At 31.5% G+C, this 23,377-nt stretch carries 22 protein-coding genes and 9 pseudogenes; 13 read left to right on the top strand and 18 right to left on the bottom strand.

Going from position 1 to position 23,377, the window contains the following annotated elements; genetic code table 11:
* Positions 1-405: 405 nt before the first annotated feature.
* A complete protein-coding gene (locus G9F74_RS28020) occupies positions 406-891 on the bottom strand; it encodes a DUF4879 domain-containing protein (protein WP_087949015.1) in 486 nt (161 codons plus the stop codon).
* A 259-nt stretch (positions 892-1,150) separates the two neighbouring features.
* Positions 1,151-1,898: pseudogene (locus tag G9F74_RS28015) on the bottom strand (SDR family oxidoreductase).
* A gap of 921 nt (positions 1,899-2,819) precedes the next feature.
* Between G9F74_RS28015 and G9F74_RS28010 the strand changes: the two are divergent.
* Together G9F74_RS28010 and G9F74_RS28005 are read left to right on the top strand one after the other, a co-directional pair.
* A complete protein-coding gene (locus tag G9F74_RS28010) occupies positions 2,820-3,836 on the top strand; it encodes a hypothetical protein (protein ID WP_016107808.1) in 1,017 nt (338 codons plus the stop codon).
* Positions 3,837-4,294: 458 nt separating this feature from the next.
* Positions 4,295-4,630 (top strand): annotated as a pseudogene (locus G9F74_RS28005) (GNAT family N-acetyltransferase); the annotation flags it as partial.
* A 355-nt stretch (positions 4,631-4,985) separates the two neighbouring features.
* Here the strand turns inward: G9F74_RS28005 and G9F74_RS28000 are convergent.
* From G9F74_RS28000 to G9F74_RS27985, 4 genes and pseudogenes are all read right to left on the bottom strand, one after another.
* Complete coding sequence (locus tag G9F74_RS28000; protein ID WP_016107810.1) at positions 4,986-5,354, bottom strand: hypothetical protein; 369 nt, start codon at positions 5,352-5,354, stop codon at positions 4,986-4,988.
* 296 nt (positions 5,355-5,650) lie between these two features.
* Entirely contained in the window at positions 5,651-6,007 is a 357-nt protein-coding gene (locus G9F74_RS27995; protein ID WP_016107811.1) for a PH domain-containing protein, read from the bottom strand.
* Positions 6,008-6,116: 109 nt separating this feature from the next.
* Positions 6,117-6,484: pseudogene (locus G9F74_RS27990) on the bottom strand (ArpU family phage packaging/lysis transcriptional regulator).
* A 72-nt stretch (positions 6,485-6,556) separates the two neighbouring features.
* Positions 6,557-7,164: pseudogene (locus G9F74_RS27985) on the bottom strand (Holliday junction resolvase RecU).
* 102 nt (positions 7,165-7,266) lie between these two features.
* Here G9F74_RS27985 and G9F74_RS27980 point away from each other — a divergent pair.
* Complete coding sequence (locus tag G9F74_RS27980) at positions 7,267-7,431, top strand: hypothetical protein (protein ID WP_016107814.1); 165 nt, start codon at positions 7,267-7,269, stop codon at positions 7,429-7,431.
* 264 nt (positions 7,432-7,695) lie between these two features.
* On the opposite strand, the pseudogene G9F74_RS30490 reads toward G9F74_RS27980, so the two are convergent.
* Positions 7,696-7,929: pseudogene (locus G9F74_RS30490) on the bottom strand (DNA-entry nuclease).
* Between the two features lie 972 nt (positions 7,930-8,901).
* On the opposite strand from G9F74_RS30490, the gene G9F74_RS27975 reads away from it, so the two are divergent.
* From G9F74_RS27975 to G9F74_RS27960, 4 genes are all read left to right on the top strand, one after another.
* Positions 8,902-9,462 carry a DUF4236 domain-containing protein gene (locus G9F74_RS27975; RefSeq protein ID WP_016107816.1) on the top strand — a complete coding sequence of 187 codons (561 nt, stop codon included), beginning with the start codon at positions 8,902-8,904 and terminating at the stop codon, positions 9,460-9,462.
* 115 nt (positions 9,463-9,577) lie between these two features.
* Positions 9,578-10,006 carry a hypothetical protein gene (locus tag G9F74_RS27970; RefSeq protein WP_016107817.1) on the top strand — a complete coding sequence of 143 codons (429 nt, stop codon included), beginning with the start codon at positions 9,578-9,580 and terminating at the stop codon, positions 10,004-10,006.
* 241 nt (positions 10,007-10,247) lie between these two features.
* A complete protein-coding gene (locus tag G9F74_RS27965) occupies positions 10,248-10,358 on the top strand; it encodes a YjcZ family sporulation protein (RefSeq protein ID WP_002109682.1) in 111 nt (36 codons plus the stop codon).
* A 150-nt stretch (positions 10,359-10,508) separates the two neighbouring features.
* Positions 10,509-10,619: a YjcZ family sporulation protein gene (locus G9F74_RS27960; protein WP_080119656.1), complete on the top strand. Its 111-nt coding sequence runs from the start codon at positions 10,509-10,511 to the stop codon at positions 10,617-10,619.
* A gap of 324 nt (positions 10,620-10,943) precedes the next feature.
* Here G9F74_RS27960 and G9F74_RS27955 read toward each other — a convergent pair whose 3' ends face one another.
* Positions 10,944-11,297 carry a nitrous oxide-stimulated promoter family protein gene (locus tag G9F74_RS27955; protein WP_016107818.1) on the bottom strand — a complete coding sequence of 118 codons (354 nt, stop codon included), beginning with the start codon at positions 11,295-11,297 and terminating at the stop codon, positions 10,944-10,946.
* 791 nt (positions 11,298-12,088) lie between these two features.
* Here G9F74_RS27955 and G9F74_RS27950 point away from each other — a divergent pair.
* Entirely contained in the window at positions 12,089-12,475 is a 387-nt protein-coding gene (locus G9F74_RS27950) for a hypothetical protein (RefSeq protein WP_016107819.1), read from the top strand.
* Positions 12,476-12,541: 66 nt separating this feature from the next.
* On the opposite strand, the gene G9F74_RS27945 is transcribed toward G9F74_RS27950, so the two are convergent.
* The 3 genes from G9F74_RS27945 to G9F74_RS30305 all read right to left on the bottom strand — a co-directional run bounded on the left by G9F74_RS27945 (position 12,542) and on the right by G9F74_RS30305 (position 14,323).
* A complete protein-coding gene (locus G9F74_RS27945) occupies positions 12,542-13,066 on the bottom strand; it encodes a C40 family peptidase (protein ID WP_165406355.1) in 525 nt (174 codons plus the stop codon).
* Positions 13,067-13,650: 584 nt separating this feature from the next.
* The gene (locus tag G9F74_RS27940; protein ID WP_000413175.1) at positions 13,651-14,124 is read right to left on the bottom strand and encodes a DUF6773 family protein; all 474 of its coding nucleotides are present in this window, start codon (positions 14,122-14,124) and stop codon (positions 13,651-13,653) included.
* A gap of 1 nt (position 14,125) precedes the next feature.
* Positions 14,126-14,323: a helix-turn-helix transcriptional regulator gene (locus G9F74_RS30305; protein ID WP_000116561.1), complete on the bottom strand. Its 198-nt coding sequence runs from the start codon at positions 14,321-14,323 to the stop codon at positions 14,126-14,128.
* 228 nt (positions 14,324-14,551) lie between these two features.
* On the opposite strand from G9F74_RS30305, the gene G9F74_RS27930 reads away from it, so the two are divergent.
* The gene (locus G9F74_RS27930) at positions 14,552-15,982 is read left to right on the top strand and encodes an IS4 family transposase (RefSeq protein WP_165406354.1); all 1,431 of its coding nucleotides are present in this window, start codon (positions 14,552-14,554) and stop codon (positions 15,980-15,982) included.
* 298 nt (positions 15,983-16,280) lie between these two features.
* Here the strand turns inward: G9F74_RS27930 and G9F74_RS27925 are convergent, their stop codons facing one another.
* Positions 16,281-16,742, bottom strand: coding sequence for a hypothetical protein (locus G9F74_RS27925; protein ID WP_016107822.1), 462 nt, complete (start codon positions 16,740-16,742; stop codon positions 16,281-16,283).
* 562 nt (positions 16,743-17,304) lie between these two features.
* Positions 17,305-17,877, bottom strand: coding sequence for a tyrosine-type recombinase/integrase (locus tag G9F74_RS27920; protein WP_016107001.1), 573 nt, complete (start codon positions 17,875-17,877; stop codon positions 17,305-17,307).
* Positions 17,878-18,024: 147 nt separating this feature from the next.
* Between G9F74_RS27920 and G9F74_RS27915 the strand changes: the two are divergent.
* Positions 18,025-18,270 (top strand): annotated as a pseudogene (locus tag G9F74_RS27915) (DUF4030 domain-containing protein); the annotation flags it as partial.
* 321 nt (positions 18,271-18,591) lie between these two features.
* On the opposite strand, the pseudogene hfq reads toward G9F74_RS27915, so the two are convergent.
* Positions 18,592-18,779, bottom strand: a pseudogene (gene hfq / locus G9F74_RS27910) (RNA chaperone Hfq).
* A 505-nt stretch (positions 18,780-19,284) separates the two neighbouring features.
* Between hfq and G9F74_RS27905 the strand changes: the two are divergent.
* Positions 19,285-20,022: a hypothetical protein gene (locus G9F74_RS27905; protein WP_016107824.1), complete on the top strand. Its 738-nt coding sequence runs from the start codon at positions 19,285-19,287 to the stop codon at positions 20,020-20,022.
* 62 nt (positions 20,023-20,084) lie between these two features.
* Positions 20,085-21,269 carry a hypothetical protein gene (locus tag G9F74_RS27900; RefSeq protein ID WP_016107825.1) on the top strand — a complete coding sequence of 395 codons (1,185 nt, stop codon included), beginning with the start codon at positions 20,085-20,087 and terminating at the stop codon, positions 21,267-21,269.
* Positions 21,270-21,849: 580 nt separating this feature from the next.
* Here the strand turns inward: G9F74_RS27900 and G9F74_RS27895 are convergent.
* Entirely contained in the window at positions 21,850-22,083 is a 234-nt protein-coding gene (locus tag G9F74_RS27895; RefSeq protein WP_033668431.1) for a hypothetical protein, read from the bottom strand.
* A gap of 38 nt (positions 22,084-22,121) precedes the next feature.
* Complete coding sequence (locus G9F74_RS27890) at positions 22,122-22,310, bottom strand: hypothetical protein (protein ID WP_087951305.1); 189 nt, start codon at positions 22,308-22,310, stop codon at positions 22,122-22,124.
* 60 nt (positions 22,311-22,370) lie between these two features.
* Between G9F74_RS27890 and G9F74_RS27885 the strand changes: the two genes are divergently transcribed.
* The gene (locus tag G9F74_RS27885; RefSeq protein ID WP_016107829.1) at positions 22,371-22,523 is read left to right on the top strand and encodes a ribbon-helix-helix domain-containing protein; all 153 of its coding nucleotides are present in this window, start codon (positions 22,371-22,373) and stop codon (positions 22,521-22,523) included.
* A gap of 215 nt (positions 22,524-22,738) precedes the next feature.
* Here the strand turns inward: G9F74_RS27885 and G9F74_RS27880 are convergent.
* Positions 22,739-22,819: pseudogene (locus G9F74_RS27880) on the bottom strand (restriction endonuclease); the annotation flags it as partial.
* Between the two features lie 251 nt (positions 22,820-23,070).
* Positions 23,071-23,375: pseudogene (locus G9F74_RS27875) on the bottom strand (LPD25 domain-containing protein); the annotation flags it as partial.
* Between the last annotated feature and the right edge of the window lie 2 nt (positions 23,376-23,377).

Below are 23,377 nucleotides of genomic sequence, written 5' to 3'. Positions count from 1 at the left end.
TTCTATCGCCCCACGCTTGCCGAAGTTGCGAAAACCAAGCTAAAGTAGGGAGTGTGGTGAGTCAACGTACAAGATACGTATGTTCTCACCGTAGGGACTACGGATAGAGCCTGCTAAGATAACCGGTGGATAATCGGTGTTCGCAGGAATCTCCCACTTCAAACAGTCCGTTAGGACGTTAAGTGGTGAGTAGTTCAATAATTACACTATTAAACACAAATTTATTTACCGGAATAATATTATGTAAACCTTAAACCTGATAATTGAACAAAATAGCTTATCTATTTGCCTTTGTCCTATCATTCAATAAAAAGAGCCCACTAAAAAACGTAGACTCCTTTAATCGTCTGAATATTAAATATATTGAAAACGGACAATAAATTAATACTAGATTCTTCTGTTAGTTTATTTAATATTTAATGACGTAGACAATGTATTCCATGGTGCATTTGTAGATGTGTTCTGATATTTAAATTGTCCATTTTGCTGTCCCGAAGCATCCCATTTATATTCCCATCCATCAACCGTTCTATCACCATTTATATCAATCATCTTAGAATCTATTTTCTTTAGTTTTTGACCACTCATTTGAGCAATTGGATTTCTACCATATCCCATTTCATTTGTATAAATGTATAAATAGCTCCCTCCGTGATCTTTAACTGTACTTAAATTATTAGGGCCAATAAATTCAACTCCGCCTAATTGAGATTCAACTTTTACCACATTTAATGATGTTAATGGTGGTGCAGGTGCTGCGGATACATCAGTCGCTAATCCAACTGTTGCTCCCACTACTAATGATGAAACTCCTAAAATCATTCTTTTTAGCATACATTCATCCCCTTTCAATTTAATACAAATTGATTCTATCATACTAATTCTGTTCATTTCCTTCACCTTGAAAGAGTTAACAAAAAGTACCTATTTACATATGAAATTGTGCATATTCATTGCTTTTTAACATCTATACTTAACATAAATCATACTAAAGCATAATCAATTCTCTACCCTAATTGACTTACCACATTTAGACCCATTTCAAGTTGACTATTATAAGAGCTAAAAAATGGTACGTATTTCACTGGTTTAACAAATAAATAATAGAGTTGCAAAGCCAACACAATTTAAGTTGGCTTTTTCTCTAGTATTATAAACAAGACCCACCACTTGCATCGATCAACTCACCAGTTATCCAACGACTATCTGATGATGAAAGAAACCCTACAATATCAGCAATATCATTAGGTTCTCCCCACCTATTAAAGGTCGATAAACCTGCAGCATATTTTTGTCCATCTTGGTTCCCCAATGTCTCAGCGTTCATTTCTGTATTAATTATGCCTGGGAGCATTGCATTTACTGTAATACCACGAGCACCAAGCTGTTGTGCTAAAGTATGAGTGAGTGTATTTATTGCCCCCTTAGATATACTGTAAGCAAAAACACTTGGGGAAGCTACCCGTGTGACAAATGAAGAAATATTGATAATCCGTCCTCCATCTTTTAAACGTGGCAAAGCCTTTTGAATAATGAAAAATGGAGCTTTCACATTAATAAGACTCCTCTGTAGATTCCTTTAACGTTAAAATCTGTCCAATTCCAGCGTTGTTTACAAGGATATCAAAGGTAGTATCACCTATATATTTTTGAAGAGATTGATCCATCATTGAATACAATTTATTAATACCATTAAAGGTACTTAAATCTGCACTGATTGTAAATGCGGAACTGCCACCTTGTTTAATTTTGTCCACTACTTTTTCTGCTTCTATTTTTCTTTTGTTATAGTGAACTATGACTAACGTACCAGCCTTTGCCAAGTGTAAGGCACTTCTTCTTCCTATTCCCCTACTAGCGCCCGTTACTAATGCAACTTTCCCCTGCAACTTATTCATCTCATCATCCTCCTTGTTTAAAATTCTACTTAGTTATATTACAAGATACCCTTTAAAATGTTGCTCTCTAATTTTGTATCCATAAAACAAAAAAAGCCGACTCATAAGCATAAGAGTCGGCCTTCTCACTTCACATATATATTGGCTTTACATGCAGTTTTACTAACTGTTATATACTTTGTACAAAGTATAATAAAGAACCCAGATGGAATTAATACTAATTTTATTTAATGTATTTAGCTTCTTTGGGCTATCCTTTCTAAAACATAAGCAATCGTGCCTCATCTTCTGCAAAAACACAACCTGCAATCTGAAGCATAGTTATTATAGATTTCCTTCAAAGCACTGCTCTTCTTCATCTAAAACGGGAATACAGCGAAACCCACTTTGTTTGAAAATGCTCCTTGCTTGCTCTAATGTATCACTGTCTTACAAGAGATAACATCTCGTTTCTCTACATAATGACATTTAATTCTCACCTAATCCGCTCCCTATGCAATACCTATCCTTTATACCGAAAAATGCAGTTTGTACTTTTAATATTTGTGTATCAGTAGGAGTTACTTCTACTATAATCAGAAGTTCGTACTTTTGAAGGGCCAAGGAAGGATTCATTACTTCTTCTTTTACCAATTTGAACATGTTAAAATAAACTAAAAAGGTTAGAAAAATATGACATATTTATGGAGATCTTGTGAATATGTAGTTCCTCTGTTTTTAATTGTAACCGTTATTGTATGTATAATTACAATTGGATTAGCTAGAAGGAGTGGAAAGGATAAAGTTGTACAGAAAAAACATCAATTGCTTCCATCATTTAACGTTTATACTATATAAAAGTTAGAGTATATGTCGAAGAAAAAGAAGGCTTTGAAGTATGTTATAGAAACAAGAATTAATTCTTTCGCAAGGAGCGTTTATATGAAAATCATGAAAAATGTAATACTGCTAGTAGTATGTTTCTTATGTCTAAGTGGTTGTAATCAAGAAAATGGAGCTGAGGTAAAAAACTATATAAAAGAAAAACACGGTATAGATGTTGTTGTAACAGATTGGGGCTCGATAAATGAAAATAATGGTGGTGATACCTACCACACTGTGCAAGAAAAAAACAACAAAAATCTCAAATTTAGAGTAAAGGTACAGGGCCTCTTGTATTCATCTGTAGTAGGTGATGAATACAAATATGGAAAAAAAACATATGAAGAGTATATGAAATTCCAACCAACTCTAGAAGAAATTAAAAAATTAGGGTACGTTGAAACTGAAACAGAAAATGCCCTTCAATATATTATAGATAATAAAAATTCAGAAGAAGAAAGTCCGACAAATAAATTGCTATTAACTTTGCAAATGAGCAACGAGATTGACTTTAGCCAATTTGATTCAGTAGAATTAGATCGTTTATATGCTCTATTTCAACTCATTCAGAAGAATAATAAAAAGATAACAGAGATTGAAATAAAGGATCATACTGGTGAATCTTTAGGTGAACCTTTTAAAGATGTGCAAGAAAAGATAACAAAAGAAGAACTGTTACTAGCAATGAAAAAAACAATGAACAATGCCATAAACATTTATTTGGAAAATTGGATTAAGACTCAAACAAAAGTAAAAGAAAGATTACATGAAATTCAAAACGATCGTTTTGCAATTGAAGGTATTACTTATTCAAATATGCCTGAGGGTGATGGGCCGACATATAAGGTGAATTTAGTTATTAATACCAGTAGTAATGAATTAGAATACAATCCACCTTTAGTTGAGGATTTGATCAAGGTAACCACAATCCTCAAGGAAGAACTATATAATAAAAAATATAAAATCTATTTAACCAATAAGAATGGAACAAATTATATTTCCTGGTTATCATCAGAAGAAATCAAGAAAGCAATTAACATCGAAGATCTTGTAAAAAAGAGATATCCTGCGAATTAAATTTAAAATCCTTTTCATGTTTGTTATTTAATATTAAAGCACGCTCTTTCGATTTGTTATGAAAACTTGCAAATTACTAAAAAATCCAACAAATCTTTAGTTGTAGAGTAAACATTGAGAAATAGAGTCCTATATGAATAGGGCTCTATTTCTATATCAAACTTGTTTAGGAGTTTACACATATCCATCGTAAATGCATTGTTGTTTCTATTTATTTTTTCAATACACATAGTTGTACAAAAATAATATAGTTAGAATTAAAATCGATTCAGAATATTAAGTAAGTTATCAATATTGCCACGAAAAGTCAATTGCTTTCTTCTCTCTTTATTTTATCACTTATGTTTCTTCATTTTTCATGTTTACTGGAGAATCTAAAGCGACGTTTAATCCTGATACGTATTATACTAGTTAGAGCCCTTACATAGCGGTGTATGAAGGTTCAGGAACGCGCGCAGATGATTGATACAACCATAGAGATATTTGTAGTAGAGGACAATAATAAAGAGATTCTTGCTTACATAATCTTAGATATTAAAGAACCATCTGAAAATCCAAAGTTAGTTGAGCGAAAAGTACTCTTTATCCGCAATATCGGTGTAAGCGAAATATGTCAAGGAACAGGAATAGGAAAAATATTAGTTCAAAAAGCGTTTGAGTATGCTAAAGAAATACAAGCAACAAGCGTAGAATTAAATGTTTTAGAATTTAACAAGAAGGCTATACGATTCTACGAAAAACTTGGATTTAAAACTCAGAGTCAGCAAATGGAGTTTTTATTGCCGGATGCTTAATACTATTTCCTATATTGATAATCAGGTTAATGAGCTAGTGATGAATATAATAATTTGAAAAAGCCCCTACATATGTAGGGCTTCTTTTTATGTACATACCGAGATAAAGTTACAGTGGTGGAGGTTTTGGTGAGATTAAGAAGAAGTACCGCTAACCAAGATAGGAACGTATAAAAATAGAGTTGTAGAAAAAGTGGATTCCTTGTGAGAATAGGGATCCACTCTTTCTTGTTACTGATAATGAGACACTATACCTGACCTACATAAGTATCTGGTTTGTTTAGGAATAAACCTACTCACAAGTCCAATAGCTTTTCTTATAGGTGGGATAGCTGATATGGATGCTTTTCTAGTTTCATTTTAAAAATACTTCTTTATCATCCGTAATATTTTGCTGACTCTCATCATCATTATCAATTTCTTTTCTTAAGTATTCAAGGGTAATTTCGATTTCTTCCTTACTCTCATAATAAATCCCTTTTGTGCTTTTAATTTCTTGATCTAATTGTTTCTCTCTGTCTTGAAGCGGATTGATTTCTGCTCTTACGAAAAGTTTTTTCCTTTCCCCTTCAAACTTTTCACTCACTTTTTTTAGAATTTCAACTTTTTTCATCAAAGTAAGGGATTCAAGTTCTCTTTCTTTTTCCATTTTTACAATTGCTTTATACTTTTCTATTAATTTTTTTTCCCACTTTAATAATTCATCAAAAATATATCTATCCATCTCCTAATCCCCTCCAAACTAATTTATTCGATAATAGTTATAAATATCCTTTTATTAGAATAAATAAATTAAACATTTGTAATAGAAAAGCTAAATAGGATGTGGGAAAATAAATGAAAGTAACAGTTTATGTATGTCGAACAATTCATCTCCCACCTACTTACTTCGCGTTCCTTGAGGAAGGAGTCTTCTTGGCTAAAATGATAAAAAAAAGCACCCCAATTTTAATGAGATGCATCTTTCTTATAAAGAATCTTGCTATTAAGTAAAACAAAAAGATAACATTTCCTTAACGATTATATCTTTGATTGAACTAACTCATAAAATGAATTCACTTTTGATGGGGTAGAAAAATTATCAAATACAATAAAAGCATCACCGGAATCCATTGTTATTTTTTTGATAAAAGGGATACTAGCCATCTCTAAAACTATACCATTTGTATGACTGAAATTATTCACCTCAGTGTATGCATATTCCCATTTAAGTCCTTTTCCAAACATATAGTCAGCACAAAACAATAACTTTTTATTTGTAGCAGCTAAAATTCCAGATCTACTAATATAACCAAGATTTATTGCACAATAAAGTGTAGAAATTACTTCTTCATTACTCTGTAAGTATCCTGTTACCGTTTCCAAGTTCGCCTTCACTAGTAATCCTCCATATTATTAGTATTATATTATCAACAATATAAATCTATTTTATTATATATCAAATTTTAACACTAACACGAAAACATTCCAACAAAGCCCCTTATATTCAAATCATCCCCAATGAAATAGCAATCATTCGAATTGCATTTTTTTCTTATTATAGAAGTGATCCTTCTTCATTGATAACTCATTATAGATAAAACTGTCCTTTAACTTATCTCCGTTCAAATACTTCATCTTAATAATCTCAGCCTCGTCATAATCCAATACGTATTTTAGTGCTTTCTTAATTTGCTTAAACTTAATATTACTTACATGCCTTGTATCCCTTATCTCTGGAAACAGACTAATTCCCTCTTGCTGTAGCTTCACTTCATTCTCAAAGCGTGCTTTTAAGCAACGGTATTCCTTTAGGATCTTCACTACTTCTTTCTGAATCTTCTTTTCTGTCTCTCTATGAAGGAATCCTACTATTTCTGAATTTGTTTTTTAATATTACATAAGGTACGTGAAATTTCACTATTTCATTGTTGAATAAGGGAACCATTAACCTTTTAATAATTTACGTTTCTTGCTGCTCATCTTCTCTTTCACTGCTTCAATATTATTCGCTACTCTCTTATGGTCCTGATCAAATTGAATCATGCCATCAAACATAACTGGGGTTACTACTATTGCAAGTAATCAACTGGAGCTGGTTCTGTCTACTCTACTAAGTACCCAAAAATATCAAAGTCTGCTCTTGGTATATACTTCTTGCCCTTCGGTTGATGAGACGTCCATACATACGATTGAATGACTGATAGTGGTACTACGAATACTGACTTATCCTTACTAAACTCTATAAGAAAGAAACATATTGCTCCCATCTCCTCTGCTTTCTCTAGATAATCCAATTGATGCTGTGCAATGTTCTTTAAATCAAAGCGAGTAGCATTTTCTGAAGCCTTTGCTTCAAATGCAATAGCTCGTCCTTTACACATGCCGTCATAATCTACTGTACTTTTAGCTTCATAGAATCCGTTTATTACTTGGCTTCCCTTACTCTTAATCACCTTCACAGGAGTCGGACGCTTATTTATGAACGCCCTCCCCCTCTTTGATACATTTTTGATAACCTTCTCAAAATGCATTCCTCTGTTTCCTAGTCTCATTATTAGTCCTCGCTTTCTATTAAAAGGATATATTTTTTTAAGTTTCTACAAAATGGTAATTAATGTATAATTAAACTATTCAAATGTTAGGTGGTGATGCAAATGACTGATACGATCCGAATTGTTCTTTTCACTCTTGTAGGAATAAGTGCCGTTTTTTCTGTAATTAAAGAATTTCAAAAACCAGAAAAGAGAAAATTTTGGATTACATTCGAAACTTTAATTCTAATCGGGGCAGCATGGATGTTAATAGGGCTTCTCGTGTAACCTACATAATTAATAAATCCCCTGAATAAAACTCAATATTTCGTCAATAATGTATATGACATTAGATTTTCTCCATTCCCCCTTGGAGATGAGCAGTTAGCTTTTGCTAGCTGCTCTTTTATTTGCTGCAATTGGTTACACTTACCTGATGTTTTTAACGTAATATTAAGTTACGATATAAACGAATAAAATATATTTGGCTGTTACACCATTACCCTAGGAAACTAGGGTTTTTATTTCTACAAAATGAAATTTTTATTGTAATTACTCACCCATATCTTTGTATTTTTCAAACGTCTTATTCTTCCTTAAAACATTAACCAACTGCCTTATAGTTGTTTCCGTTCTACCTAAAGATATAGTAATTCCCTTCACCTTTCCAAATCCATACTACTTACATATGTAGGCTAAATCTTTCGTTGTGTACGGTTTCTTATGATTCGAATGGTAATCGGGATGGTACTTCATTCGGCCCTGCGTATCATATTGAACTTCCACCCTGATCACTCTCTATCCAAATAGCGTTTTTGATCGACTATCGTCTTCACTTCTTTAGGTTTTACAATTCGATATGCAATATTACATATTCTGTATGTTCAATTTATAAACATGTAATAATTGGTTTATACAATATTTAAATTTAATATCGAAAGGAGAATACTACATGTCTTTCTTTTCATGGTCTCCTCTTATTTTCTTAATAGTCGTTGCAATCATCATTTCTATTAAAAAGACTAAGAAACAATAGCTTTAAATAGTTACAATAATTTATTTTTAGGAGGTGTAATTATGTCATTTACAGCATGGAGTGCAATTTTTATGACTTTAATCGGAGCAATCTTTGGTACAATTTCTTCTAAAAAGAGTAAAAATACCAACTAAAAGCCTTTCTAATATCTATATTTCAAAACATACAAAATATAAAATGTTATAATATTATTATGAAGAGATTTACCAACTAACTTTTTTGCCCTAGCCTTACGTACTAGGGCATATTTATTTTTTAGTGTGTAATTCCTCCCTCATCTAAAATAGCGTTTTTGTTATAAACTCATCTTTTTCGTTTCCTTACATTTAAGTTCTCTTATATAGTAGATATATATTTTAAGGAAGTTTTAATATGCCACACGAAGTTTGGCTACCTATTCTCCTAGCAATATTGATGTCCTTACAAGAATAGAAGATTAACGGTACATTTTCAAAACCAATAAAATATAAATTTGAATCATATTTCTCAATGAATAAAATAACTTAACATGGTAAAGTAATATTTGGATTGGCATCCAATACATATTATTAAAATTAAAGGGGTTCAAGTCGGAGGAAGGCGCCTTTGGGTGTCTTAAATTAGTAAAGTTCAATATTCCATCTTTTTATTTGTTCATTTTAACTTAATATATTAATATTAAGTTAAAAATTTGTTATAATTAGTAAAGAATTCTATTAATTAGATAGAGAGGATACAATATTATGGGTTATAAGTTTCGTAGAATTATCCAAGTTTCCCCAGGTGTAAAAATTAACTTTACATACACAGGTACGGGAAGGAGCTCCATTCCACCTGAATCAAGAACAACAACTTATGTACCTGGAACTGGAATCTCGTATACACCACGAATAGCAGAGTCAAACAACTATTATATACAACGAGGGTATCAAGGGCAAAACACTTCCTATCCCACTATGAATGAACAAGATTACAATATGGCAAAAACATTTGAGCCGGTAAGAGAAACCAACACTTACCTTGTTACTGCTTTTCGTAAGGAGGATAGCCAAATAAACTCATTGGGTAGAAAACTAATGAAACCACTTTCCATAATTGCAGGCGTTTTTGCAGGCCTATTCTTAATTATGATGCTTGTTATACCCGCTCTATTCCTGGCAGCTCTTTCTTTCCTATGTTATAAAAATATAAAAACACCATTTGCGGTTGTATGCCCAGAATGTGATGCTGAGAATTTATTCATTTTTGAGGAAGAGAAGATTACTTGTCGTAAATGTGAGAGCACTCTTATAATCCAAAAATAAAAGACACTCAAATGAACGTCTTTTATTTTCTTGCTCAGAAATATATCGCAATATACTAATATATAATTTAATATTATATTTACGAATGTATTTACATTAGGAGGAATGGACAAATATGTTTAAAAGATTAGTAGTATTACTTATTGGTGCTCTATTATTATTCGGTTTAACTGCTTGTGATAGCATTAAATCAATGACAAGTAATGTCACAGTTGGTAAGGTAATTGAAGAATTTAAAGCTGCAGGATTAGAAGCTGAAAATCCTAGTGACCTACCAGAAAAAGAATTTGGAAATACTAGAAAAGAAGCAAAGCGCATTCTCGTTCCAGCATTAGGTGAGGATAGTGGCGGTAGAATATTTGAGTTTAAAAATAAAGAAGATCTTGAAAAAGCTAAGAAATACTATGACGATTTAGGTAATGGAAATCAAATGCTTTTCTCTCATACTTACGCAAAAGGCAACTTCCTTATACAAATGAATGGTGATATGGAAGATGCCCAATTTAACAACTATAAAGAAGTTATGGACAAAGTAATTAATTAAGTTAAAGAATCCGCTTTCATTTATATGAAAACATGTTAGAATTATCTTTGGATGGGAGTCCAATACATATTATTAAAATTAAAGTGGTTCAAGTCGGAGAAAGGCACCTTTGGGTGTCTTTTCTTTATTTTCAAAAGGACTTGCTCAATTACTGCCTAAAAACATAAGGTAAAGTGAACCCGTTAAAATACATGGAATGAACCCTAGTTTTACCCTCTTATTTAAAGGAGGAACTATTGTTATGGGATATGGTGGTACTTGCGGTGAAGGCTGTGGCTTTGCAGGAGGATTTGCTTTACTAGTTGTATTATTTATTCTATTAATCATTATCGGATGCAGTTGCTTCTGCTAAAAATCTATTGGAAAAGGCACCTTTGGGTGTCTTTTCTTTATTTTCAAAAGGACCTGCTCAATTCATTCGTAAAAACATACAGTAAGTTGAAACCGTTAAAATACATGAGTGAACCCTAGTTTTACCCTCCGATTTAAAGAAGGAACTATTATGAGATTTAGTAGTAGTTGCGGCGGCGGTTGTGGTTTTGCTGAAGGATTTGCTTTATTAGTTGTATTGTTTATATTTTTAATCATCGTTGGAGCTGCTTGCTTCTGCTAAAAAATTATTAGGAAAGGCATCCCACACTCTTTAAATCCCAAATTCTCATCGGATTTATGCATGTTATAATTCAACATTACTTCTTCTAATTATGGAAAATCCAAGCCTTTTTTCTCTAAACAAATATATTCAAAATCCCAAAACTCTCTAAAATGATAGATAAGCTCTATATGACTTTGTAGCTTTGAAAAAGGGCTTGATTAAGTATAGTCTACAAATCCTTGTTCTCTGGCACATAAAATGAATGCATTTTGAAAAAGAAGATTGTTTAAAACTTACATAGAATTCTTTAGTCAAAAAGGAATAAAAGAAAAAACTAGTTTGTTAGACAAAACGCTTTTTCTTTTTACACTTTTTTCTTTTTGGTAAGTCAGGAGGATTCTTCATTGTGTCAACAGCATGCATGACCGCGAAATATGGATGTTTTAAAATCATTTTTGGTCCGCTCTTCTTCATAACATCCTTAACTAAACCTTTCATATCTGGTCTATAACAGTGAATTTTGCAATTTTGACATGCTGGTTTCTTTTCTTGAAATGGACATTTTGATAAACGAAAATAAGCATAATCTTTTAATCTTTGACATTTTTCACATATAGTATCTTGTTTATGTTCGTTTTTACAATACATATCAATCATTATGCTAATTGTTTTCTCTTCACGCTCAATTCGATTCATAGGTTGGTGCCTCCTGTTTCAAAGTCTCACTACTTTGATTGTAAAACTTTTTTATAGGGTGTACTTGAATTCTTATTGACAGTTTTTCTAATGTTTATCTCTTTCATAAGACTTAAATATACATCTTTCTTTTTCTTATAAGCTTCGCGTGTCTATAAGACTCGAACAGCAAGAGTTCACTTGATTTTTCCACGTTATTGATTAATTGGTGAGGAGTGTTTGATGCTTACTGCTATATCAAGTAATTCAGCCTTAAAGCGCGGAATTTTCGTTTTATTTTAGTAGCACTATAAAATTTTTAAATTGATAAATGTATGGTATCGTTTCATGCCCATCAAGCTAGAATTTTGAAGTACCCCCATAATAAAAATTTTCTTTCTCTACAGTTAGTAACTTTGAGAATTCAGCTGTTTTTTCATTTTCGGTGCGTTTAATTTTCTTTAGTTGATGGTGATGGGGGGTTCCCTATAAGTATCCACAATTGAATTTTCCGCAAGAATATCGTTACGACATGGTAATTCTTGCAACCTTTATAGTTTCTTAACACCTAAGTTTCTTCCTTCTTCCACTTGGTATAAGTTTTTGCTATAGATTTTTTGAACTTAAATTGAATTCCTTCAAAAATGATAGATATTTCCGGCTGCCTTTTTCCATTTATTACGTAATGAAAATTTATATTCTTAATAATATAAATTTTCAGACATTTATTTATCAAATTCCTAATATGTAATACTTTAACAGAATATGTTAATATTTAAACGTAAAAAATAATAATATTAGGAGGATTTACAATGTTCAAAAAAATATTTTTATCTAGTACTATTCTTTTGGGAACTTTAGGTATAACAACTTTGTCTTTTCCAGAATTAAGTTTAACAAAAGCAGAAGCTGCGATTAATGATGCTAAGATTCAAAAGGTTAAGGTTGCTGGTAGAGATTATGAAAATGGAACTGATGTACCAGCTTATATGACAGGTTCTTTTTCTATGGTAGGAGATAAAGGAGTAACATATACTATTAAACAATATGAATTTAATAAAGTTATTGGTACGACAAATGTTACTACAAATGGGTTATCTTCTCCCGTTGTTTTCTCTATGCCAATTACAGAGGGAAATAAATATGAGGTAACTTACAATGGTCGAGTGATTAGTAATTTTGTTGTCCGAGGACATTAATTAATCAAAAAGAACTGAAGTCAATTTTGACTTCAGTTCTTTTTCTGGAACCTTGAAATACATTTTTTATTTAACTCGACCATATCCTGCAATATATTTACTCCAATACGTACTATCTAAGCTAGCTTCACCTACTCCGGAATTACTAGCATTATAGAACTTGTTATTGCCAATATATATACCAACATGAGTAATATCTGATTTGCCCGGAACCGTTCCTTTAAAGAAAACTAAATCTCCTGGTTGAAGTGCCTTTCTTTCAACACGTATTGTTTGATTATACTGATACTGTGATGTATGTGGTAATTTAATCCCTTGTGTTCCATATCCCCATTGCATTAATCCTGAACAATCAAATCCAGTTTTAGGACTATTTCCACCATATTTATATGGTTTACCGTCATGTTTTTTCATTTCTGTATAGACTTTGTTAAATTGGCTCACAGTAATTGATTTAGTAGTGGAAGCTGATATAGATTGTATTGTATTTCCCTTTTGAGAAACACTATCAATTTCATCTGCAGAAGCAAAACTACCACCCGATCCTAGCATGACACCTAACGTTAATGACCCAATAATAAGTTTCTTCATAAATTTCTCCTCCTATAATCTTTTGCAAGAATTTATTCTTCTCACCTAATAGATTAATTGGAATATACGGAGAAAAAACGTAGATAATCAGACAGTATTCTACATATTTTTCGTTTTTTGTATATTTATTAACATTTCATTCTCCTATATTTGCTTAAATTACATACGTATAGGAATTTTTTTAATAATTTATACAATAAAAGTATAAAAATCCGTTGTTAAAACATTCAGATATTAATTAAGAAATAAAAACAACTGTTTTATATAATAATAGAAAATAATGACGTTAAGTAAACACCCTTATTTATATTTTATTTCCTCCTTATTATCCTTAAGATAAAACATTAATTTGATTGGTTTTAGTGTATCGGATTTGTTAGTTCCAATAATATGTAACTTTGTTTTTTGGGTGGTTGTTTTTCCAGCAACTCCTGGTTCAATCCCATGCCCATTAACCTAATAGGGATAGCACCACATCGCTATCAAGCTAACAAAACAAAATACCCCCAAAAACGAAAAAGAGATGAAGAAAATAATAAAAAGCTTATCATTATGTGCTAAAAGATAAGCTTTTTTGTCTATACTTATTGAATTTTATTGGATTTATTCCATGCTAATATAGTAATAAAATATTGAATACCAAACAAAATAGTAACAAGTAGAATGAACTTTATACATACTAAGATCCATCCAACAATATCTTGAGGTAATTGATTATGATATGTAGTGTATGCTACACCAGAAAAAGATAAAATAAGGGTATAAGATAATTTATCTTTTAATTTTTGTTTTAATTTTTCCTTGTTATCGATTTCTGGTTCGTAAACACCAGCTAAAATGGATCTAATAAAGAAGAATACCATATAACAGATAATGATACCAAGAGCTGTAGCCCATTCTAGAAACGGTCTTTGTAAGTATACGCCCCTTATTATTAAATCTATGAAGGCTAGCAATAAAACCACAATTCCAGATTGGGCCCAAATTTTCATTTCAATTTGCTGAATTCTTTCATCTGAATGTGTACTGAGTGAAAACAAATTTTTTAGTTTTTCCATTCTATTTTTCCTCCCAAAATAATTCATCTAAAGTTTTATCGAGTGATTTAGCTATATCAATGCAAAGCTTTAAAGATGGATTATATTTATTAAGTTCAATAAGACCAATGGTTTGTCGAGTAACATTTACAAGCACAGCTAATTCTTGTTGAGTTAACCCCTTTTCTGTTCTTGCAATTTTTATTTTGCTTACTGACATTAAATACACCCCGTTTGTAAAGATAATCTTTATACCTTACATCTTATATTCTATATATTAAATTATAAGTAACATTAATGCAATATATATTTTGCATTAAGACGTATATAGATTGCGTTTGTCCTTTCTTTTTTTCCATTTCTATTATTTTTGTCTCTAAAACTATCTCACAAATATAAAAATACGCTATGCTTTCTGTAGAATCATTGGAAAGGATGGCGTTTTTGTATGTCTATTTCTGTCTCTGATGAATTACAACTATTTGCTCAAGAAGTTCAAAGCTTCTTATCTCCAAATATCTTAAGAAATCTTGCTAGAGATGTCGGTTTTGTGCAACGAACCAGTAAGTACCAAGCAGAAGATTTAGTTGCTTTATGTGTATGGATGAGTCAAAATGTCGCTAAAACCTCTTTAACTCAGTTATGTAGCTCTTTAGAAGCATTAACAGAAGTACTTAACAGTCCGGAAGGACTGAATCAACGATTTAATGCCACAGCCGTGCAATTTCTACAACAATTGTTAGCCAAACTTCTCAACCAAAAGTTATCTTCAACTAAGCTGATTTCTTCTCCATACACCTCTATTTTCAAACGTATCCGTATTTTAGATTCAACTGCATTTCAACTTCCCGATGTATTTTCATCTATTTATCCAGGTGCAGGGGGATGCAGCCATACAGCGGGGGTGAAGATTCAGCTTGAATATGATTTATTAAGTGGACAGTTCCTACATATTCATACAGGTCCGGGGAAACAACATGATCGGACCTACGGTTCTCTGTGTGCCCCAACTGTGGCAGCGAATGATTTATGTATTCGAGATTTAGGTTATTTTCATTTGAAAGACCTTCAATATATACAAGATAAAAAGGCTTATTATATCTCTCGTATTAAGTCAAATACACGTATTTATCAAAAAAATTCCACCCCTGATTATTTTCATGATGGAAGAATCAAAAAAGGGCCAGAGTATATACAGATAGATATGGAGGTCTTAATGAACTCTCTTCAGCCAGGACAAACATGTGAAATATTCGACGCTTTTGTAGGAATGACTGATAAAGTCCCCACTCGCGTGATTGTTCATCGGCTAACAAAAGAACAACAACAAAAACGATTACAAGATCAAACTATAAGAGAAAAAAAGAAAGGAATGAAGTATTCTCCTCGTAGTAAACGACTTAGTGGTATCAATGTATATATGACAAACACCCCTACAGATATTGTCCCAATGGGACAAGTACATGATTGGTATTCTTTACGTTGGCAAATTGAAATTTTATTTAAAACGTGGAAATCATTCTTTCACATTCATCATTGCAAAAAGATAAAACGAGAACGATTGGAATGCCATTTGTATGGACAATTGATTGCCATTCTACTCTGTTCCTCTATTATGTTTCAAATGCGGAAATTACTTCTCACAAAGAAGAAACAAGAGCTGAGTGAATATAAAGCCATATATATGATTAAAGATTATTTTTCTCTTCTGTTTCGATCCATACAAAAAGACACCCAAGAATTATCAAAGATTTTTCTTCGCCTGTTTAACCTCCTACAGCGAAACGGACGAAAATCGCATCGATACGAAAAGAAAACAGTCTTTGATATATTAGGTGTCTTATATAATTGTACTATGTCGGACAATCTAGCGGCCTAATAAAAAAATGAAACCCGTTAGGGTTTATTTGATATGCATAATTTCCAATAATCTATACTAGTTTTTTAGAAAAAGAAGAAGAGTTTTTCTGAAACTAACCTTTCCTAACCTTAGCTTGATAGCGATGGGGTAGCACCAACAAAACGCGAATTTCGTACGCTAAGCGATTTTTCACATAGAAAAAGCCGAGTTCCTGTACGTTAAGGGATTATCGGCTTTTTACTGTTAATTTGTTTGTAGTGGTCGAAGGGATTCTAAAGGTGCAATTTCTTTCCTTCTAAGGGGGGTATTATTGATATTATTTTAAATAAAACATGTCAGTGTAAAACGTTCCAAGCCATACATCAGTTGTAGATGTTGTTTTTAACGTATCAACTTTCAAACGGTATGTTCCTTTTTCAGTGATACCTACGCCTTTATTATTGACTTTACCAATATCAATGTTCATTCCTGAATATTCGCCAGGTACGAACCAAGAAGTTAAAGGATTATTCACATTCACCCATACGCCATTTTTTAGAATCTGTGGCTGCATACGTAGCTGAACTTCAAAATCTTTGTTGTCATTTTTGATTCTAATATCTAGATATGAATCTGTACCAACATAATGATTTGCTTTTGTTGTATTTACACTTGCTCCGTAACCTGAAGCTGCTGAAGCTTTTGATACAGGATTAGCTAATTCAACTGTAGCTAATCCTCCTAATGCGATTGCTGAAGCCAACATTGTCATACCCATTTTCTTTTTCCATAGTTTCATGTGAAATACCTCCCAATTTTTACATGAATGTGCTTTCAGTGTTTTTAAATTTATTACTGTTACACCGGCAATTGCTAAAATCAATGCTAACAATATTAATTTTAATATATTGATTTTAAAATGTTGTTTGTACTTCCCTCAAGATTTAAATGAATCTCCTTCTACAGGATGTGAAGGAATAACGCGATTCTCTTTTTGTAATTTAAAAAGTTTTTTTCAAAAAATGCTCTTGTAACATCTATCCTGTGCATTTCCCTACCTTTGAGGTTAACGTAAATCTCCCGTGTTACTAAAATATAAATTCCCTTCACAAAACATTTAAATGTGTTCTGATCTGAAGAATTTGATTAATATTACAAGCCCCCCTTATAGTTCGATTCCATTATATCACAATTAATGGATTATTTAGCTTGAAATGTTATAAATTTCATTTTAAAATCCCATAGAGTAGGAAGTTCGGTTTATTTTATGTCGAAATTTGCTTAGCGTATATTTTCGTTAAAATGTTGATGGTACACCTCCTATAAATTTTATTGCTGTAATCTCTCAGTTGAGAGTTAAATTAGATTCGGAATGTATCAAGTACATTATCTTTTTCTTCTTTATTAATACCGATGTATCTAAGTGTAATTTGTGGTGTACTATGATTCAATATTTCTTGTAACATAGCAATATCTTTTGTTTGCTTGTAAAACCAATATCCAAATGTTTTACGCATGGTATGAGTACCTAAAGATTCTACCCCGGCAAAATCTCCGGCTTTTTGTAATTGTCGATAGGCTTGAATTTTACTAATGGGTTTATCCCCTTTTCTAGAAGGAAATAGCCAGGTACTTTTTAGATCTTCAGCGTAGGGCAATACTTCCTCAAAAATGGATGTAATATTTATGATACGTTCTTTTTTTGTCTTTCCTTCTTTCACTTTAAATTCTTTTCGTTTTTTTCGCTTCAGTTTTAAAATTTCACTCGTTTCCATTTTAAGTAAATCACTTACGCGTAACCCCGTATTAATACCAATTAGAAATAAAATGTAATCACGATCTGAACAATGACGTTTAAGAGACCATTTCATATCTTCGAGCTGTTCTTTGCTTCGAATTGGTTGTACATCAATTAAATGTTGCTTTTTATTCATCTACTTTTCAATCCCTCTATTTACAATGATTTGAATGTATACTTTTTTATATATTTTTATGATATCAATAAAAATACAGTAAAGTCAATGTTTAAGGGGAAATGAAAGTAAACTTTTGGATATAAGTTTACTTTGAATAATTTCGTTATTAATACCAAAAATGAGTATAAGGGTTCTGAGATTCATCAAATGAATATTGAAGTAGAACAGCCGTATGTTTTGACTATAAATACAAAAATTAGTAGCGCTGATCCAGGTTCCAAAGAGTTTGAGAAGAAATTAGAAAAAGAAATTACTGATTTATTTAAAACAGAAGAAGTAAGCAAATGGATTAAAGGCGACTCTTACACTATCGAAATTTATAGTAACGATAAACAAAAAATTAACTTATAAGGTGCCAAGAAAATGGTACGCCATCTTATCTTTTTTGTTTTTGGGTTTGAAATATAAAAAAGAGAATCCTTATAATAAGGATTCTGCAACAGGAAAGAACAAATATATAATAATAAAAAGAATTACTTATATTATAATTTAAAAATAAAACAAATATATTGAGAAAATTCAGAACGTATTGATTGTTTTTATACACTTATTTATAATTTATTAAGAGTTGGAGTAGTAATCTTTAATCTGTCATCTGTTCCTTTTTTTAAGAAGATTGAGATCAATCTTCTATTTTTTTGTGTTTTTTCCTCTTTCCTCGAGGGAAAAGAATTAACTAAGAATTGTGGAAATAGCTTGCTTGTAGACTAGATGCTGCTTACCATGAACAATCATAAGAACGGTGAATTTATCCATTGCAAGGATCTGCTCACGTACTGAAACGCCGCTCTTTAAAAATATAATAATATTTCCTTTTTTTCTTTTAATTATTCATACATATTTTCTTGTAAGTTATACATGAAATGCGCCCATTTGTATCTACTTTTCTTTTAATACTTGCTGTCGCTTTGTATTAAGAATTATCGCCGTTCTTGTTCCATTACTACACAGATCCCTAGTTAATTAGAAAATATCTTTTATAAAACAGGATAATGTAAGATTTTCCAAATAATCATAATATTCCACTTTCATACAAAATATTCCATTTAAATTCAATAGATTGTACTATGTAATAGAACCTATTATTAATCTAAAAGGAGATGAAAAAATTATGAAAATACATGGGTTTAAAGGGAGGGAATAAAATATCAATTTTCGTTAAATAGAAAAGGAATATTTTATTTTAATAACCTTTTCGTGGGGATGGGAAAAGGTTTCCTAATTTCCATTATCGAAAAATTCGTAAAATATATTTACACATACATTATTTGTAAGATATGATGAGGCTAATATCCTTATCATATAAAATATTAATTAATTAATTAATTTATTTTTTATGAAAGATTTTAATATGGAGGGGATATTATGAAAAAAATACATGCTTTAACATTAACAATTGGTTTAATAAGTTCAGCTATGGTGGTACCTACTGCTACTTTTGCAGGAAGTGAAGAGTTACCTCATTTGAATGAAATTAAGAAAATGCAACCTGATTTGAGTACATCGGAATTATTATCAAGTATTGATGAAATGGCAAAAAATACAGGAAATACGAAAGATGCAATTGCTAAACAGATTTATAAAGAACTCAAAGCAGATGAAGCTTTAGGTAAAAGAGAAGCAAATGAAAAAGTAAAAACATTAGGAGCTGGTGGTGGTACAGTTTCTGTAGGTAATAGCAATATGGGGGACTTCTTCTATACTGGTTCTTATACTGCATATTTGAATCATGGACATGTTGGTATGTACTATAGTTCAAATACAATAGTAGAATCTGTTCCAGGCGATGGAGTTCGTACACTTAGCACAACAGCTCGAAAAGTCGATAAAGGCGATGCTGTTGTCAAATCTGTAAATACTTCTTGGCAAAATAAAAATGATGCTGCATGGTGGGCGAAAGATCGTGTAGGTAAAGACGGATATTCTTATAATTTCGCTACAAATAGAAGTACCACTCATTATGGAGCTAAAAATTGTTCGAAACTTATTTGGTCAGCATATAAGCTTAATGGTGGTTTAGACTTAGATAAAGATGGTGGAGCTGGCGTATATCCACGAGATGTTCGTGATGCAAAACAGGCATCAACAATTCGAAATATCTAATAGAAAGAAGTGCAGCAAATATATTTGTTGCACTTCTTCTTGTAAGAAAGGAATATATCATAATGAAAAAAATACTATTTATTACTTTAGGTGTAATTTTGGTTACAGTATTAGTCTATTATTTCTTTTTTAGAAACTCAAATGTAGATTTAATATCTGAGGAAGATGTTCAAAAAAAAGATTTTTTAAAGGATAAGCAAGCTGTAATATACCTTTCTTCTACAGCTGATCAAGACATGGATGGTAAGGGTATTAGCTATGCAGTGTTTATTAATAAGAATGGCGAAGCAAGTGGTTATAAAATGAATGGATTAGAACTTGGTGGCATAGGAGTATCGGAAAATAAAAAAGAACTTTTATTAGAAAGTAAGGATAAGCTTAAAATTGTAGGAGAAAACTTTAAAGAGTTTAAGATGAAATACCAACATACAGGAGATTACAGAGCATATTTAAAGAACAGTGACTTGTTTGTAAATATCTATAATTCTGGTAGTAATCCTGCTACTGGGGGATATGATTCAAATGTTGTATATGGTAATAAAAAAGGCATTCATAAAGGGAATATTCCACATTATCTTATGAGCGCTGGAGTGGATGAAGAAACTATTTTGGTCATGACTCATGACATAGATAAAAAAGAATATAGTTTAAAAAAGTTAACATTTAATGATTTAAAAATGAAACTTGAAGATGTTACAGAAATTAGTTTAGATAAAAACATGTCATATTCTAGTTATTCTTCTATTTTAAGTGATTCAAATTCTTACTATACGATTTTAGTTGAAAATGATAATACAATTAAAGGTAAAGTTTATTTGTTGCGTGTCAATAAAGCAACATTTAAACAGGAATTAGTTTTATTGTCTTCCGAAGAAAACACTACAGCTTCAATACCTTTTACCAAAAATAATTCCGCTTATCTACATAACAACGAATTATATTTTATAAATGGATTAGGAAATGTTATTACGTTTAATACACAGACAAATACAGTAAATACCAAGTTTAAGATCGATTATAGCGAAACTGATGGAGTTAGATATAATGAGCAAACATTCTTCCAAGGGGATCAATTACATGTCTTAAGGTATAATAAAAATCGAAAAAATAATTATTATATAGAAATTTATTCTTTGAAAGATGGTAAGAAAATTAAAGAAACTGAAATTAGTGGTATGGAAGAAATTTTTAAATCTGTCCGGGGAGGGAAATCAATTCATGCTTATGATTTTAAAGTGTTAGATTAAAAATTTAAATAAGTAATCTAACAAGATTTCTTCGCCCATTCCCCTTTTGTAAAGGATGGGCGAAAACACCCTAATTATAATTGTTTAGGATTTTTTTGTATTAAATATTACGGTACGTGAAATTTTTTGTTTCTCTTATAAGAAAGGCCCTCATAGATCTTACACCTACGAGAGCTAGCCTAAGGATATGTCGACTCTCCTCTATTGTAACAGGCTTTCACCATACATGAGAAACAGCATGAACCAAAAACAGACCATCATAATAAGAAATTCTTTAAACCATTGCTGAAAGGAAATACGACCTTCTTCCATTCTACATGTCCCTTTTCTCTACAACTTTTTGTATGTTAAAATATAGAGGAAAGAAACCTGCCAATTTCTTTCCCAGACGATCACTCATGACTTTGCTCTTTGTTTGCTTTTGCAAATGAAGAGCTTTTATTTTGCATACTTATATTTGCTTTCTAACATCGCATAACGCAATAGCTTTAACTTTGTCTCTTTTTTCAACGCTTTCCACTCAGATACACAAATTTTCATGTCTCATTCCTCCAATAAATATATTTGTTATTTATATAGCTTATAAGTTCCAGTTGTAAATCTTTCTAATTTGTTTATCGCTAAATCCTTCATGGACAGCGAAGATTTCTGGAAAATCAGAGATACACAAATCAATAATTGTATTATCAGTTGTTCTTATATAATAATATTGAACAGCTCCCTCATAATCCGAATATAAATAGTACTTATGAATCTTATAATCTAATCCATTTTTCTCTAATACCTCATAAATCTTATTTTTAGTTTCATTCATTACGTCAAAAATGGTTAACTGCTCATTACGCAAATTTACTAAACTAACTCTAAGAACAAGGTTGTTTCATTATGTTCATTTGTATGCACATTAAACTTTTTTCCTGTAGCTTCTAATGCACTAATAAGCATTCTTTTATAACCTAAATCCATAAAATCTACATTGATTTGACCGTGATTCATAATAAATTGAAGATCAGCCATTATCTTTTTAACTTTCCGTTCCATATAATAACCTCCTCAATATAGTTATATAACTTATAATTCTTTTATAGAGGAGGCTGTTATATGGCTGTTAATAAAGATAAGTACACTCAAATTTTAGTTACTTTTACAAAAAAACAAGTGGAACAAATAGAAAATTATTGGCATGAAAATAAGATGAAGAATCGTAACGAAGCAATTCGTCAGATCATAGACAAAGGGTTAAGTCGTAAATAATGACTACCCTTTTTCTTTTCATTAAAAGCTAAAAACGCATGTAAAGTCCTTCTCTCCCTTTACATGCATTTTTTTAGAAAATATGAACTCTCTCATATTAATAAGTGCATCATAGTCTCATAAAAACAAATCTGAAGAGCCGATTTTTAGTTAAACTGTTTATTTTTCATGTATTCTTTAAAAAAGTGAAAAAAGAGCCGGATTTTCATCACAGCTCATGTATGAATTGGTTCTGTATGTGTACATGTAGGATATTGAGAACAACCCAAAAACTTATTTCCTGTTTTATTTGAATTTACCTTCCGTTATGGGTGACGTTTAAACCCCCTCGGACTCTCATTCAAGCAGTGTAGCCTTCATTCTTATTTATCATCTTTCACCGGCCACTTAGTTGCAATTTGGTAACTAAGTGGCCGGTGACGTCCTAACATGCTATGGTCGCCGTAGAATTTCTTCTGAACGGGTAAGTTGGGTAGTGATAGAGCTTTGATGGTCTACTCTACGCTATTGCTACATAGCGAATCGTTAGAGCGCCTTATGGGCGCACTTGAGACACATCGAACACATGACCGACAGCAAAATATAAGCGACCTGGTTTCACTTCTACGCTTTTTGATTCAATTTGTTTTTTCTCTTGCTCACTCGCCTTTGTAACGAATTTCCATGTCCCTTCTTAACCGCAAATCCTTTTTCTTTCCAAACAGAAAAGGAACCAACTGCCCTGGCTCCTTCAAATTGACTCTGTATTAATGAAATATCAGATGGTGAATAGTGATCAAACTTTGCCATAAACGTTAAATACTCTTTTAAATCTCCCGGTGTACGAAAATAACCTTCTACGCTTTTTTCCATCT

Origin of the sequence: Bacillus sp. EKM202B, assembly GCF_011066025.1 — a bacterium.
GTDB classification, from domain to species: Bacteria; Bacillota; Bacilli; order Bacillales; family Bacillaceae_G; genus Bacillus_A; species Bacillus_A toyonensis.
Note: the sequence above shows the minus strand (reverse complement) of the source record. Positions and strands in the feature narration are given on the sequence as shown.

What these genes read in the sequence shown, in the direction of transcription:
- G9F74_RS28020 (WP_087949015.1), bottom strand. Translation starts at nt 891, where the DNA reads ATGAACAGAATTAGTATGATAGAATCAATTTGTATTAAATTGAAAGGG.
- G9F74_RS28010 (WP_016107808.1), top strand. Translation starts at nt 2,820, where the DNA reads ATGAAAATCATGAAAAATGTAATACTGCTAGTAGTATGTTTCTTATGT.
- G9F74_RS28000 (WP_016107810.1), bottom strand. Translation starts at nt 5,354, where the DNA reads ATGGATAGATATATTTTTGATGAATTATTAAAGTGGGAAAAAAAATTA.
- G9F74_RS27980 (WP_016107814.1), top strand. Translation starts at nt 7,267, where the DNA reads ATGACTGATACGATCCGAATTGTTCTTTTCACTCTTGTAGGAATAAGT.
- G9F74_RS27975 (WP_016107816.1), top strand. Translation starts at nt 8,902, where the DNA reads ATGGGTTATAAGTTTCGTAGAATTATCCAAGTTTCCCCAGGTGTAAAA.
- G9F74_RS27970 (WP_016107817.1), top strand. Translation starts at nt 9,578, where the DNA reads ATGTTTAAAAGATTAGTAGTATTACTTATTGGTGCTCTATTATTATTC.
- G9F74_RS27965 (WP_002109682.1), top strand. Translation starts at nt 10,248, where the DNA reads ATGGGATATGGTGGTACTTGCGGTGAAGGCTGTGGCTTTGCAGGAGGA.
- G9F74_RS27960 (WP_080119656.1), top strand. Translation starts at nt 10,509, where the DNA reads ATGAGATTTAGTAGTAGTTGCGGCGGCGGTTGTGGTTTTGCTGAAGGA.
- G9F74_RS27955 (WP_016107818.1), bottom strand. Translation starts at nt 11,297, where the DNA reads ATGAATCGAATTGAGCGTGAAGAGAAAACAATTAGCATAATGATTGAT.
- G9F74_RS27950 (WP_016107819.1), top strand. Translation starts at nt 12,089, where the DNA reads ATGTTCAAAAAAATATTTTTATCTAGTACTATTCTTTTGGGAACTTTA.
- G9F74_RS27945 (WP_165406355.1), bottom strand. Translation starts at nt 13,066, where the DNA reads ATGAAGAAACTTATTATTGGGTCATTAACGTTAGGTGTCATGCTAGGA.
- G9F74_RS27940 (WP_000413175.1), bottom strand. Translation starts at nt 14,124, where the DNA reads ATGGAAAAACTAAAAAATTTGTTTTCACTCAGTACACATTCAGATGAA.
- G9F74_RS30305 (WP_000116561.1), bottom strand. Translation starts at nt 14,323, where the DNA reads ATGTCAGTAAGCAAAATAAAAATTGCAAGAACAGAAAAGGGGTTAACT.
- G9F74_RS27930 (WP_165406354.1), top strand. Translation starts at nt 14,552, where the DNA reads ATGTCTATTTCTGTCTCTGATGAATTACAACTATTTGCTCAAGAAGTT.
- G9F74_RS27925 (WP_016107822.1), bottom strand. Translation starts at nt 16,742, where the DNA reads ATGAAACTATGGAAAAAGAAAATGGGTATGACAATGTTGGCTTCAGCA.
- G9F74_RS27920 (WP_016107001.1), bottom strand. Translation starts at nt 17,877, where the DNA reads ATGAATAAAAAGCAACATTTAATTGATGTACAACCAATTCGAAGCAAA.
- G9F74_RS27905 (WP_016107824.1), top strand. Translation starts at nt 19,285, where the DNA reads ATGAAAAAAATACATGCTTTAACATTAACAATTGGTTTAATAAGTTCA.
- G9F74_RS27900 (WP_016107825.1), top strand. Translation starts at nt 20,085, where the DNA reads ATGAAAAAAATACTATTTATTACTTTAGGTGTAATTTTGGTTACAGTA.
- G9F74_RS27895 (WP_033668431.1), bottom strand. Translation starts at nt 22,083, where the DNA reads ATGAATGAAACTAAAAATAAGATTTATGAGGTATTAGAGAAAAATGGA.
- G9F74_RS27890 (WP_087951305.1), bottom strand. Translation starts at nt 22,310, where the DNA reads ATGGAACGGAAAGTTAAAAAGATAATGGCTGATCTTCAATTTATTATG.
- G9F74_RS27885 (WP_016107829.1), top strand. Translation starts at nt 22,371, where the DNA reads ATGGCTGTTAATAAAGATAAGTACACTCAAATTTTAGTTACTTTTACA.